General features: G+C 35.4%; 12 protein-coding genes. All 12 read left to right on the forward strand.

All coding sequences use genetic code 11. The features are described 5' to 3' along the window. Entirely contained in the window at nt 1–1,548 is a 1,548-nt protein-coding gene (murE, locus tag J3U27_RS00765) for a UDP-N-acetylmuramoyl-L-alanyl-D-glutamate--2,6-diaminopimelate ligase (protein ID WP_220225122.1), read from the forward strand. Continuing rightward, the gene (gene murF, locus J3U27_RS00770) at nt 1,545–2,909 is read left to right on the forward strand and encodes a UDP-N-acetylmuramoyl-tripeptide--D-alanyl-D-alanine ligase (RefSeq protein ID WP_267376564.1); all 1,365 of its coding nucleotides are present in this window, start codon (nt 1,545–1,547) and stop codon (nt 2,907–2,909) included. The genes murE and murF overlap by 4 nt, the downstream gene beginning before the upstream one ends. 5 nt (nt 2,910–2,914) lie before the next feature. After that, nucleotides 2,915–3,997 (forward strand): phospho-N-acetylmuramoyl-pentapeptide-transferase, encoded by a 1,083-nt coding sequence (gene mraY / locus J3U27_RS00775; protein WP_065734813.1) that lies wholly within the window; start codon nt 2,915–2,917, stop codon nt 3,995–3,997. Between the two features lie 23 nt (nt 3,998–4,020). Beyond that, on the forward strand, nt 4,021–5,355 hold the full coding sequence (gene murD, locus J3U27_RS00780; protein ID WP_267376566.1) for a UDP-N-acetylmuramoyl-L-alanine--D-glutamate ligase: 1,335 nt from the start codon (nt 4,021–4,023) through the stop codon (nt 5,353–5,355). Next, nucleotides 5,352–6,503 carry a cell division protein FtsW gene (gene ftsW, locus J3U27_RS00785; RefSeq protein WP_065562324.1) on the forward strand — a complete coding sequence of 384 codons (1,152 nt, stop codon included), beginning with the start codon at nt 5,352–5,354 and terminating at the stop codon, nt 6,501–6,503. The genes murD and ftsW overlap by 4 nt, the downstream gene beginning before the upstream one ends. After that, entirely contained in the window at nt 6,503–7,549 is a 1,047-nt protein-coding gene (murG, locus tag J3U27_RS00790; RefSeq protein ID WP_065734815.1) for an undecaprenyldiphospho-muramoylpentapeptide beta-N-acetylglucosaminyltransferase, read from the forward strand. The genes ftsW and murG overlap by 1 nt, the downstream gene beginning before the upstream one ends. A gap of 97 nt (nt 7,550–7,646) precedes the next feature. Continuing rightward, entirely contained in the window at nt 7,647–9,095 is a 1,449-nt protein-coding gene (gene murC / locus J3U27_RS00795; RefSeq protein ID WP_065562322.1) for a UDP-N-acetylmuramate--L-alanine ligase, read from the forward strand. A gap of 2 nt (nt 9,096–9,097) precedes the next feature. Further along, nucleotides 9,098–10,006, forward strand: a complete 909-nt coding sequence (locus J3U27_RS00800; RefSeq protein ID WP_065734816.1) for a D-alanine--D-alanine ligase — start codon at nt 9,098–9,100, stop codon at nt 10,004–10,006. Nucleotides 10,007–10,020: 14 nt separating this feature from the next. Continuing rightward, nucleotides 10,021–10,854, forward strand: coding sequence for an FtsQ-type POTRA domain-containing protein (locus tag J3U27_RS00805; RefSeq protein ID WP_081299464.1), 834 nt, complete (start codon nt 10,021–10,023; stop codon nt 10,852–10,854). A 21-nt stretch (nt 10,855–10,875) separates the two neighbouring features. Beyond that, the gene (ftsA, locus tag J3U27_RS00810) at nt 10,876–12,129 is read left to right on the forward strand and encodes a cell division protein FtsA (RefSeq protein ID WP_065734817.1); all 1,254 of its coding nucleotides are present in this window, start codon (nt 10,876–10,878) and stop codon (nt 12,127–12,129) included. Nucleotides 12,130–12,221: 92 nt separating this feature from the next. Continuing rightward, nucleotides 12,222–13,355, forward strand: coding sequence for a cell division protein FtsZ (gene ftsZ / locus J3U27_RS00815; RefSeq protein ID WP_370632624.1), 1,134 nt, complete (start codon nt 12,222–12,224; stop codon nt 13,353–13,355). Between the two features lie 37 nt (nt 13,356–13,392). Next, on the forward strand, nt 13,393–14,337 hold the full coding sequence (lpxC, locus tag J3U27_RS00820; RefSeq protein WP_065734818.1) for a UDP-3-O-acyl-N-acetylglucosamine deacetylase: 945 nt from the start codon (nt 13,393–13,395) through the stop codon (nt 14,335–14,337). The last annotated feature ends 39 nt before the right edge of the window (nt 14,338–14,376 follow it).

Genomic DNA, 14,376 nt, shown 5'->3' on the forward strand with positions numbered 1-14,376 from the left:
ATGGCAACAAGCACATTTAAAACTTTATATAACTTATTAGGTGGGAATCAACTACCAGTAGATGATTTCCCGCTTAATCAATTAGTAATTGATAGTCGGAAAGTGCAAAAAGGAGATGTGTTTGTAGCTATTAAAGGGTATACCGTTAATGGTAAAGATTTTATTCCTCAAGCAATTTCATCAGGTGCTGTTCTTGTTCTAACTGAAACAAACAGAAAATCAAATGATTTGAAAATTGATTACCTAAATCAAAAAGACGAGAAAGTTATTCCACAAATAAGTGTGTTTCAACTTTCTCAAAAATTATCAAAAATTGCAGCTGATTTTTATCATTCACCTTCTAAACATTTATCTGTAATTGGAGTAACGGGGACAAACGGTAAAACGACAATTACGCAGTTGATTGCACAATGTGCAACTTTATTAAATAAAAAATCCGCATTGTTAGGCACGATTGGTAATGGTGTTTACAATCATCTCGAACCCTCGCCAAACACAACTTTATCTGCTGTAGAAGTTCAGTCTTATCTAGCTGATTTTGTAGCAAAACGTGTTCAAGTTGTGGCAATGGAAATTTCTTCCCATGGGTTATCGATGAATCGGGTAAAAGAATTACATTGTGCAGCGACAGTATTTATTAATCTAAGCCGAGATCATCTTGACTATCATAAAACGATGAATAGATATGCTAAGGCAAAATGGTCGCTATTTAGTTCTGATGAAAAAGAAAAGCAGGTAGCTAGTTCAGGAAAACCCATTATTAATTATGATGATGCTTATGGACGACGTTGGATTGATAAATTATCAAAAGCGACTGCAGTATCATGCCAACCTAAGTCCTTGCGACGCTTGAAGATGATGGACAACCCTTTTGTTGGTGTGTCAATGATTGAATATCATGATAAAGGTGCCGAAATTCACATGGAATCAAGCTGGGGTAATGCCATTATTCATAGCCGATTACTAGGTGAATTTAATGTATCAAATTTACTATTAGCAATCGCAACATTACTAACACTTGATTATCCATTTTTTGCAGTAGTCAATATGGCATCGTACCTTAAGCCAATATGTGGTCGCATGGAAGTGATACACGTGAAAAATAGCCCAACGGTAATCATTGATTATGCCCATACACCTGACGCTCTACAAAAAGCATTACAAGCAAGCCGCATTCATTGCAAAGGTAAATTATGGGTGATTTTTGGCTGTGGAGGCGATAGAGATACAGGTAAAAGACCATTAATGGGGGAAGTTGCTGAACAGTTTGCCGATAAAATTGTATTAACTAATGATAATCCTCGTACTGAAGATGAAATAAAAATTATTCATGATATACAAGAAGGGCTAACTGACGTTAAAAATACACAAGTTATTACTGATAGAGTTGAAGCTATCACAAAGACCCTAGCTCAAGCCAAACCTGATGATGTTATTCTAATAGCTGGGAAAGGACATGAAGATTATCAGATTATAGGTATAACAAAGCATCATTATTCAGATCAAGAAACCGTAAAACAGATTTTAGGAGTAGAGAATCAATCATGATTCCTTTAGATATTAAGCAAGTTGAAAAAATAGTTAATGGGACTTCTTATCATATTCAAGATGAGAGATTAACTATTGAAGAAATTTGTACTGATTCACGAAAAATTACTCATAAATCACTATTTATTGCATTAGTGGGTGATAAATTTGATGGTCATTTATTTGCTAAACAAGCTATTAAAAATGGAGCTTGTTTGGTAATTGCTAATCACAAACTCGACGATGATATTCCTCAAATAGTAGTAAATGATACCCATTTAGCATTAGGTCAAATCGCTTCATTTGTGCGAGATCAAAGCTCAGCTAAAATTGTCGCGTTGACTGGTTCATCAGGTAAAACATCTGTGAAAGAAATGACTGCTACTATTTTACAGCAGTGTGGTGAAACACTTTATACTCAAGGTAATTTTAATAATGATATTGGAGTTCCATTAACGTTATTAAGATTATCAAAGCAAGATCAATTTGCAGTTATTGAACTGGGTGCAAATCATATTGGTGAAATTGCTTATACCACTCGTTTAGTTAAACCAAATAGTGCACTCATTAATAATATTGCTTTAGCTCATATTGAAGGTTTTGGTTCACTTGAAGGGGTAGCAACAGCTAAAGGTGAAATCTTTGAAGGGCTTTCAGAAAACGGCATCGCGATTATTAATTTAGATAGTTGTTCTGATAATTGGTTAAAAGAGCTAAATAATAAAACTGTTTGGACCTTTTCTTTACATAATTCTTCTGCTGATTTTTATGCTAGTAATATAAAAGTAATGGATCAGACTATTTTCACATTGTGCACACCAATTGGTGAGAGTGAAATCACCTTACCATTAGTTGGTGAGCATAATGTATCTAATGCAATAGCTGCTGCAGCTTTAGCAATATCAGTAGGTGCAACTTTAATAGAAGTTAAGAAGGGATTAGCAACGTCGAAATCAGTGAAAGGGCGTCTTTACCCAATTAAATTAAATCAAACTCAATTAATTTGGGATGATTCCTATAATGCTAATGTTGGGTCAATGTCGGCTGCTATTAATGTTTTAGCAACTCAACCAGGTTATCGAGTTTTAGTTGTAGGTGATATGGCGGAATTGGGACATAACGCAAAAAATTATCATCAACAAATTGGTGAATTAGCTAAACAACAAAAAATTGATTGTGTTGTCAGTGTTGGTGATTTAAGCGAATTGATTAGCCAATTTAGTGGTGTTGGACACCATTTTGTTGATAAACATAAAGCAGTGGAGTTTTTGTTAGCGTTATTACAAAAATATCCAAACTTAACTATGTTAGTTAAAGGTTCGCGTAGTGCAAGAATGGAAGAATTAATCACAGAAATTCAATTAAAAACAGGTCAGGATTAAAAATTATGTTGGTGTGGATATCAGAATATTTAGTTAAATATTTTACTTTTTTTAATGTTATTTCTTATCTAACGGTAAGGGCTATTCTTGCGTTATTAACATCATTGGCAATTTCGTTAATTATGGGGCAAAAAGTAATTGATTGGCTTCAAAAATTACAAATTGGTCAAGTTATTCGCCACGATGGTCCTGAATCTCATTTAAGTAAGAAGGGAACACCAACAATGGGTGGAACGCTTATTTTAGCTTCTATTTCGTTTTCTGTTTTTCTATGGGCAGATCTACGAAATCCTTATGTTTGGGTAACCTTATTTGTTTTACTTGGTTATGGTCTTGTTGGTTTCGCTGATGATTATTTAAAAGTTATCCGTAAAAATACTGCGGGTTTAATTGCTAGGTGGAAATATTTTTGGCAGTCAGTTATTGCATTAATTGTGGCTTTTGGTCTTTATGCATATGGGAAAGATAGTTCCGTAACAGTATTAGTTGTTCCTTTTTTCAAAGATGTTATGCCGCAATTAGGGTTATGGTTCATTTTACTGACTTATGTGGTTATTGTTGGTGCAGGTAATGCAGTAAATCTTACTGACGGTTTAGATGGCCTAGCAATTATGCCAACTGTGTTTGTAGCTGCTGGTTTTGCTCTTGTTGCTTGGGCGACAGGTAATGTTAACTTTGCTGCATATTTACATATTCCATATATCAAATTTAGTGGCGAACTAATGATTGTTTGTACTGCAATCATTGGTGCAGGTCTTGGCTTTCTATGGTTTAACACCTATCCAGCGATGGTTTTTATGGGTGATGTAGGCTCGTTAGCTTTAGGTGGTGTGTTTGGGATTATCTCAGTACTACTGAGACAAGAATTTTTATTATTAGTAATGGGTGGAATTTTTGTTATAGAGACTTTATCCGTAATTTTACAAGTAGGTTCGTTCAAATTAAGAGGTAAACGAATTTTCAAAATGGCACCAATTCACCATCATTATGAATTAAAAGGTTGGCCAGAACCAAGAGTAATTGTTCGGTTTTGGATTATTTCATTGATGTTAGTCGTAATTGGTTTATTAACCTTGAAATTACGTTAAATAAAATAGAGTAGGATTGCATCATGGTTGACTATCAAGGTAAAAAAGTTGTTATTATCGGATTAGGGATAACAGGACTTTCGTGTGTTGACTATTTTCTTGCTCAGAATGTTATACCGAAAGTGATTGATACACGTTTATCTCCCTCAGGATTAGAGCAATTAGATGATCGTGTTATTTATCATTTAGGAAATCTAAATATAGACTGGCTATTTGAAGCAGATCTGATTATTGCCAGTCCTGGTATTGCATTATCTACACCTGAATTACAAAAAGCCGCTGAAAAAGGTATTGAGATTGTTGGTGATATCGAGCTTTTTTGCCGTGAAGTTAATCAAGATAGAAATAAAAAAATTATTGCTATTACAGGGGCAAATGGTAAAACAACCGTTACTACATTGGTTGGGGATATTGTCAAAGAGGCTGGATTAAAAGTTGGCGTTGGTGGCAATATCGGTGAACCTGCTCTTTCACTATTAAAACAAGATTGTGATATTTATGTGTTAGAACTTTCGAGTTTTCAGTTAGAAACGACATCAAGCTTACAAGCTTCTGTGGCAACAATATTGAATATTTCCGAAGACCATATGGATCGTTATCCTCTTGGTTTAATGCAGTATGCTGAAGCTAAACAACGCATTTATCACAATGCAAAATGTTGTGTAATTAATCATGATGATAAATTAACTAAACCAAAGAATAATCATCACCACTGTGTTTCATTTGGAATAAAGGCTGGGGATTATCATTTAGATGATAATTATGAATACTTGATTGCACAACAAAAGCCAGTCCTAGCGACTAACGCAATGAAATTAATTGGATGTCATAATTATTTGAATGCATTAGCAGCATTAGCTATTGCCGATAGTTTAAACATTGATCGTGATTCAAGTTTGAAAACTATTGCTAATTTTCAGGGGTTACCTCATCGCTTTGAGTTAGTATTTGAGAGCAATGGGGTAAAATGGATTAATGACTCTAAAGCAACAAATGTAGGTAGCACAGAAGCTGCTTTAAATAGTGTTATATGTAATGGAAAATTGTTTTTATTGCTAGGTGGAGATGGCAAATCAGCAGACTTTTCACCTTTGATTCCTTATTTAAAAGATAGAAATATTGAAATTTTCTGTTTTGGACGAGATCGAAATTTACTTGCTAATTTAGCGCCTAATATATCAACGATTACAGAAACGATGGCTGAAACTATTGAATGTATAGCTAAAAAAGTAGCACCAAAAGACGTGGTGTTGCTTTCGCCTGCTTGTGCAAGTTTAGATCAGTTTAAAAATTACATTGAGCGCGGAAATCTTTTTGCACAACTTGCTAAGCAGTATACTCAAAGGGGTGAAAAATGACATTCTTTTGGATAAGAAAACAAGTAAATCCAAATATTCCTTTCGATAACCAGTTGCTTTGGACAGTGATTGGTTTAATGATATTTGGTTTAATTATGGTGACATCCTCATCAATGGCATTTAGTGAAAGTGCTCCTTTCTTTTATACCCAACGCGAGTTAATCCAAATTGGAATGTCGCTATTTTTAATGTGTATAGCTTTATATATTCCTATGCAACGTTGGCAACAATTTGGATCAGTTTTATTAATTATTTCAATTATTATGCTGATAGTTGTTTTGGGGATTGGTTCTTCAATTAATGGTGCGTCGCGTTGGATTCCGTTAGGTGTTTTTAATTTTCAACCAGCTGAGCTTTCTAAATTATCATTATTTCTATTTTTAGCAGGTTATCTAGCTCGTAAATCAGATGAAGTTCAAAACGGATTTTGGGGCTTTTTTAAACCTATGGTGGTGATGGCTGTTTTATCAATTTTATTACTAAAACAGCCTGACTTAGGTACGGTGATTGTATTATTCATGGTCACAATCGGCATTTTATTTATTGCTGGTGCTCAATTATGGCAATTTATTGCCATTTTACTAACTGGGGTTGGTGCAGTTGCTTGCCTTATTTTATATGAATCTTACCGTTTGACACGTTTAATGACATTCCTTGATCCATGGCAAGATGCCACTGGAGCCGGTTATCAGCTTGTTGCTTCATTAATGGCTATTGGTAATGGTGGTATAACTGGACAAGGAATTGGTAATTCTATTTTTAAATTACGCTATCTACCTGAATGTCATACTGATTTTATTTTTTCAATTATTTCAGAAGAGTATGGATATATCGGTGTCGTAGCTTTGTTGTTATTACTTTTCTTTCTAACATTTAAAGCATTAGCTATAGGATATCGGGCGTTAAACGAAGGATCTCAATTTTCAGGCTATTTAGCTTGTGAAATTGGCATTTGGTTTGGTTTTCAAACTTTTGTTAATGTTGGTGTAACATCCGGTATGTTACCTACAAAAGGTTTAACTTTGCCATTTATTAGTTATGGAGGCTCAAGCCTTATTGTAATGAGTATTGCAGTTGCAATATTACTAAGAATAGATTTTGAGTTTAGACAACAACAAGCTCAAGCAAGAATAAGGTCAATTAAATAATGAAAAAGTTATTAGTCATGGCTGGTGGTACTGGTGGGCATGTATTCCCTGGTATTGCTGTTGCTCATCATTTAATGAAACAAGGTTGGCAAGTAAGATGGTTAGGTACAGCTGATCGTATGGAGGCACAGTTAGTGCCTGAAAATGGAATTGAAATAGACTTTATTCAAATATCTGGCCTACGTGGCAAAGGTAAACTAGCATTATTAAAAGCGCCTTATAAAATATTGAAAGCTGTTTTACAAGCTAGGAAAATTTTAAAAGCGTATCGTCCTGATGTTGTTTTAGGTATGGGTGGGTATGTTTCAGGGCCTGGTGGAATAGCTGCCAAAAGTTTAGGTATTCCAGTGGTACTACATGAACAAAATGGCATTGCGGGATTAACAAACAAATATTTGGCTAAAATTGCAACTAAAGTTTTACAAGCTTTTCCAACAGCATTTAAAAATGCTGAAGTGGTTGGTAATCCAGTTCGTAGTGACTTATTAACAATTGAAGAACCCAGTGAAAGACTCAAAAATAGACAAGGCCCTATTAGAGTCTTGGTTATGGGTGGTAGTCAAGGCGCCAAAGTAATCAATACTGTTGTTCCTCAAGCAATTTCAAAATTGTCTGATAAATTTATTGTTTGGCATCAAACGGGCAAAGGAATGTTAGATGATGTAATTAAATCTTATCAGAACTGTAACATTAACCAAGTAACAGAATTTATTAGTGATGTTAAAGAAGCCTATAGCTGGGCTGATATAGTTATTTGTCGAAGCGGTGCATTAACTGTGAGTGAAATAGAAGTTGTTGGTATTGGTGCTATTTTTGTTCCTTTTATGCATAAAGATCGCCAGCAATTTTGGAATGCAAAATCTTTAGCTGATATTGATGCTGCTAAGATTATTGAACAGCCTGATTTTAATGTTGATTCATTATTTCAATTACTTTCAAACCTAAGTCGACAAGAATTAGTTGAAATGGCTGTAAAAGCGAAAAGTTTATCCATTATAAATTCGACAGAAAGAGTGGCAGAAACACTGATTTCAGTGGTAAAATAACGAATTTTATTTATAATTTTAAGTAACAGTTTTGTTAAGTTCTGTTTGAGATCAAAAAATGACTTTACTTAATAAATAATTAACCAGGGGTTTAATAGTGAATACTAAGGAATTAGCTGAATTAAGAGCAATCATTCCAGAAATGAAACGTGTCAAACATATCCATTTTGTGGGTATTGGCGGTGCCGGAATGGGAGGGATTGCTGAAGTTCTTGCTAATGAAGGCTATCAAATTAGCGGTTCTGATATTGCTGAAAATGCAGTAACACAACATTTAGAAACATTAGGCGCAAAGATTGTTATCGGACATGCTGCTGAAAATGTTCTTAGTGCAAGTGTTGTTGTTATCTCATCAGCGATTTCTCAAGATAATATAGAAGTCGTTGCAGCTAGAGAAGCTCGTATTCCTGTGATTCAACGAGCTGAAATGTTAGCCGAATTAATGCGTTTTCGATATGGTATAGCTATTGCAGGAACCCATGGTAAAACGACTACCACAGCAATGGTAACGGCTATTTATGCAGAAGCTAAACTCGATCCAACTTTTGTAAATGGTGGTTTGGTTAAAGCAGCAGGAACCCATGCTAGATTAGGTAGTAGTCGATATTTTATTGCAGAAGCCGATGAAAGTGATGCTTCATTTTTACACTTACAGCCTATGGTATCTATAGTAACTAATATTGAACCTGATCATATGGATACTTATCAAGGAAGTGTTGAGAATCTTAAACAAACCTTTATTTCCTTTTTACGTAATCTTCCTTTTTATGGATTAGCTGTTATGTGTTATGACGATCCTATTAATCGTGAATTGTTACCGATTGTTGGTCGTAAAATTATCACTTATGGTTTTAGTGAAGAAGCCGATGTTGTTATTAAAAATTATCGTCAGGAAAGAGGCGTTAGTTACTACACAGTATGTCGCCCAGATCATAACGATTTAGAAATTGAATTAAATGCACCTGGCAAACATAATGCCTTAAACTCAGCAGCAGCAATTATCGCTGCGACTGAAGATGGTATTGATGATAATTCAATTATACAAGCCTTAGCAAAATTTGCTGGAACTAGCCGTCGATTCGATCTACTAGGTATTTTTCCAGATGGAAATGGAAAAGATATTATGATGGTTGATGATTATGGGCATCATCCAAGCGAAGTTAATGCCACAATTCAGGCAGCTCGAAATGGTTGGCCTGACCGTAGATTGGTGATGTTATTTCAACCACATAGATTTACGCGTACTCGTGATTTATTTGATGATTTTGCGCAGGTTCTTTCTCAAGTTGATGCGTTAGTTATGTTAGATGTATATTCTGCTGGTGAACAGCCTATTGCCGGTGCAGATAGTCGATCACTTTGCCGTTCAATTCGTAATCGTGGAAAAGTTGATCCAATTTACGTTTCTGATTTAGATCTTCTACCTGAAATAATGAAAGAATTATTACAAGGTGGGGATTTGTTATTAACTCAAGGTGCTGGAAGCGTTGGCCGAGTTGCCCGTCAATTAGCCAGTAGCCAACTATTTTCAAAAGAGGTTTTATAATAATGGTTGATAAAGTTGCTGTGTTGTATGGTGGGACCTCTGCTGAACGAGAAGTATCACTAAAATCAGGTAAAGCAGTATTTTCAGGGTTACAAGAAAATGGTATTGATGCTCATCTTATCGATACTAAAGATCATTGTATAACAAATTTGAAGCAAGAAGGGTTTACTAAAGCTTTTATTATTTTACATGGTCGAGGTGGCGAAGATGGTATTACCCAAGCTATTTTAACTTATCAAAACATTCCTTATACCGGAAGTGATGTTTTATCATCAGCTTTAACCATGGATAAGTTAAAAACAAAACTAGTTTGGAAATCACTTGGTTTACCTGTTGCTGATTACGTTATGGTTGAAAAATCGCAATTAATTGACATTGAAAATATTGTTAAAAATCTTGGATTACCATTATTTGTTAAACCAAGCCATGAAGGCTCAAGTGTTGGTATGACAAGAGTTGATAAGGCAGAAGAATTAAAAGCTGCTATTGATGTTGCATTCAAATATGATAATACCGTAATGGTTGAATCGTTTTTATCAGGCCCTGAGTTTACCGTTGCGATAGTTGGTGATGAGGTTTTACCAGCAATTTACATTAAGCCTGCTACCAATTTTTATGATTATGATGCAAAGTATTTGTCAGATAAAACCCAATATTTCTGTCCAAGCGGATTATCTGATGAAAAAGAACAAGAGATTCGTAAATTAGCTTTAGATGCTTATAAAGCCGTTGGTTGCCGAGGTTGGGGTAGAGTGGACATTATGTTTGATAATAATGAAAAACCATATTTACTTGAAGTAAACACTGCTCCAGGCATGACAGACCATAGTTTAGTACCAATGGCAGCAAAAGAATACGGATGGTCATTTAGTGAATTGGTTAAACGTATTTTACAATTAGCAACCATATAATTGGCTTTATTTTTATGAAAAAAGTCCGACAAGCAGCGCACAAACGAGAACATCAAAATAGAAGAAGGTTGCTTGTTTTTCGTAATTCAGAACAAATGATAGGTTTTTTGTTCTTTATTATAATTATTTGTATTAGTGCCTGGGCTATCAATTGTGTTAAGAACTGGATGGAAGATCCAGATCAGATGGTTTTATCACAATTGACTTTAAGTGGAGAGTATACTTACACAACTGAAGATGATCTTCGACAAGCAATATTAGGTTTAGGATTGCCAAATACCTATATAGGACAGGATGTTGACGATATTCAACAAGAAATAATGCGATACCCTTGGGTTAAACAAGCTAGTATCCGTAAGCAATGGCCGGATAGGTTGATTGTTTATATTGAAGAATACAAACCTGCATTTTACTGGAATGATTTATATCTACTTGATAATGCTGGCAATGTATTTAGTGTGCCATTAGATCGTTTGGGTGAATTGCAATTACCTAGGATATATGGCCCTGAAGGTAAAGCAAAAACAATATTAGAAACGTATTTTAAGCTAGAAGAAATTTCTAGAAAGTTAGCTAATAACAAGTTTGCATCAGAAATTAAAGCAGCTATAGCTGATGAACGTAATGCTTGGCAATTGCTGATTAAACAATGTACAGCTGATTTATGTTCTGAAAGTCAGGATATAAAATTGATAGTTGGTAGTGAAAAAATAGAACAACGCTATCAACAATTTATTAAATTATTTCCTGAAATTCAGTCTCGAATGCCAGCTGATGAAAAAATAACGGCTGCTGATTTGCGTTATGAAAACGGCATCGCAGTACAACGAGAAAAAATATCGCAATAAGGAATAAATAAAGGCTTAAGTATGAAAGCAACAGAGAAAAAATTGGTTGTTGGACTTGAAGTTGGCACATCCAAAGTACTTGCCCTTGTCGGTGAAGTGCTTCCTGATGGTGTGGTCAATATTATTGGTGTTGGACATTGTCCATCGAAAGGCGTTGATAAAGGTGGTGTAAATGACCTTGAATCAGTTGTTAAATCAATCCAACGAGCAGTTGACCAAGCTGAATTAATGGCTGATTGCCAAATATCTTCTGTTTATTTAAGCCTATCGGGTAAACACATTCGTTGTCAAAATGAAATAGGTATGGTGCCAATTGCTGATGAAGAGGTTACGGCAGAAGATGTCGAAAACGTAGTTCATACAGCTAAGTCCGTTCGAATATTAGATGAACATCGTATTTTGCACGTTATTGCTCAAGAGTATTCAATTGATTTACAAGAAGGCATTAAAAATCCTATCGGATTATCTGGTGTAAGAATGAAAGCGAAAGTTCATTTGGTCACCTGTCATAATGATATGGCAAGAAATATTGTTAAGGCTGTTGAACGTTGTGGTTTAAAAGTTGATCAACTTATTTTCTCTGGGTTGGCTTCTAGTTATGCAGTCTTGACTGATGATGAAAAAGAATTAGGTGTATGTGTTATTGATATCGGTGGCGGAACAATGGATGTTACTGTTTATACAGGTGGTGCATTACGTCATTCGGTAGTTATTCCTTATGCTGGCAATGTTGTTACTAGTGATATCGCTTATGCATTTGGTGCACCACCAATGGATGCTGAAAATATCAAAATTCGTTATGGTTGTGCTGTCGGTTCATTAGTTGGTAAAGATGAAGTTATTGATGTGCCGAGTGTTGGAGGACGACCATCACGCTCATTACAAAGACAAACATTAGCAGATGTAATAGAACCACGCTATTCAGAACTTTTATCTTTAGTCCAAAAAGAATTACTAGTGTTACAAGATGAACTTAAGAAACAAAATGTGAAATATCAGTTGGCAGCAGGGATTGTTTTAACTGGTGGAGCATCTCAAATTAAAGGCATGGTTGAATGTGCTGAAAAAGTTTTTCAAAATCAAGTTCGTATTGGACAACCTTTGAATATTTCAGGATTAACTGATTATGTGCAAAAGCCTTATTGTTCTACAACCGTAGGCTTATTGCACTATGGAAAACAAAGTTTATTAAATGATGATACTAAAGATAGCAATAAATCATCATTGAAAGGGATAGCTAAAAGATTGACCGGTTGGTTTAAAAAAGAATTTTAGCTAATATATTTAATAACTTCGTAGACATTGTAGCTGGTTATCTGTACAATGTTGTTAGATCGTAAATTTGGAGATAAGTTATGTTTGAGCCTATGGTTGCGGATGATGAGCCAGCAGCAGTCATTAAAGTTATTGGTGTAGGTGGCGGCGGCGGTAATGCTGTTGAGCATATGATTGCTGAACATATTGAAGGCGTTGAGTTTTTTGCAGCAAATACTGATGCACAAGCATTGAAAAGAATTAAAGTTGGTCAAACTATCCAAATCGGTAATAATGTGACCAAAGGACTTGGTGCTGGAGCTAATCCAGAAGTGGGAAGGAATTCAGCAGAAGAAGATCGTGATGTTATTCGTAGTGCGATTGAGGGTGCCGACATGGTATTCATCGCAGCCGGAATGGGTGGCGGAACAGGAACAGGTGCAGCTCCAGTTGTTGCAGAAATTGCTAAAGAACTCGGTATTTTAACTGTAGCTGTTGTTACAAAGCCTTTTGGATTTGAAGGTAAAAAACGTATGGCTTTTGCTGAGCAAGGTATTGCTGAGTTAGCTAAACACGTTGACTCTCTTATCACAATTCCAAATGATAAATTATTAAAAGTATTAGGTCGAGGCGTTAAGCTATTAGACGCTTTTGCTGCTGCTAATGGTGTTTTAAAAGGTGCAGTACAAGGTATTGCTGAATTAATTACCAAACCAGGTCATATCAACGTTGACTTTGCCGACGTTAGAACGGTAATGTCCGAAATGGGTTACGCTATGATGGGTTCTGGTCGTGCGAGTGGTGATAACCGTGCCGAAGAAGCTGCTGAAATGGCTATTTCAAGCCCGTTACTTGAAGATATTGATTTATCGGGTGCGCGTGGCGTGTTAGTTAATGTTACAGCAGGTCTTGATCTTGGTTTAGAAGAATTTGAAACTGTTGGTAGTACTGTTAGAGCTTTTGCTTCTGACAATGCAACTGTGGTTGTTGGTACTACATTTGATCCAGACATGTCTGATGAAATTCGTGTTACAGTGGTTGCAACTGGTATTGGTATGGATAAACGTCCAGAAGTTAAAATTAATAAACCAGTTACATCACATGGTTCATTATTTGGCCAAACAAATCATTTGCCACAGCAACAAGAGGAACCAATGCCTAAAGTTGTTAATGAACCAGCGGTTTCTCCAATGGAAGAACATAAAATTTTAGATATTCCTGCTTTTATCCGTAAGCAGGCTAATTAGTATTGAACTTATTTGATTTCTTATTGTCTAATGAATAATGGAAGCGAATAAAAAGAGTAGGTGCGAAGTGAAACAAAGAACCTTAAAAAAGACAATTCAAGCAACTGGTGTCGGTTTACATACTGGCAAAAAAGTTACTTTGACTTTACGTCCTGCGCCAGAGAACACAGGTGTTATTTATCGCCGTACAGATTTAAATCCGTATGTTGATTTTCCTGTGGATGCAAAATCTGTGCGTGATACAATGCTTTGTACCTGTTTGGTTAATGAAGATAATGTTCGTATTTCAACTGTTGAACATATCAATTCTGCATTAGCTGGGCTCGGTATAGATAATATTATTATTGAAGTAAATGCGCCCGAAATTCCAATTATGGACGGAAGTGCAAGCCCATTCGTTTACTTATTATTAGATGCTGGAATTACTGAGCAAAATGCGCTGAAAAAATTCATACGAGTTAAAGAAACTGTTCGTGTCGAAAATGGTGATAAATGGGCAGAAGTAAGACCATATAGTGGTTTTCGATTAGATTTCACTATTGATTTTCGTCATCCAGCTATTGATAACAGTTCACAACGTTACCAATTGGATTTTTCTTCAGAGTCTTTTATTCGTCAAATCAGTCGTGCAAGAACGTTTGGATTTATGCGAGATATTGAAGCATTACAATCTAAAGGATTATGTTTAGGCGGTAGCTTAGATTGTGCAATTGTTGTTGACGATTATAAAGTTCTTAATGAAGATGGTCTTCGTTTTGAAGATGAATTTGTACGTCATAAAATGCTAGATACCATTGGTGACTTATACATGAGTGGCCACAATATGATTGGTGAAGTAGTGTGTTATAAATCAGGTCACGCTTTAAATAACCAACTATTGCAAGCGTTATTAGCTAAACAAGATGCTTGGGAATATGTCACCTTTGATGAAGAACAAAATGTTCCTGTTGCTTTAGGTACAAGACAGCTTGTTTTAGCATAAGTCATTAAAATCGTATTATAAATTTACTAACGCTTCCGA

Origin of the sequence: Gilliamella sp. B2911 (assembly GCF_026536965.1) — a bacterium.
Classification (GTDB): Bacteria; Pseudomonadota; Gammaproteobacteria; order Enterobacterales; family Orbaceae; genus Gilliamella; species Gilliamella apicola_E.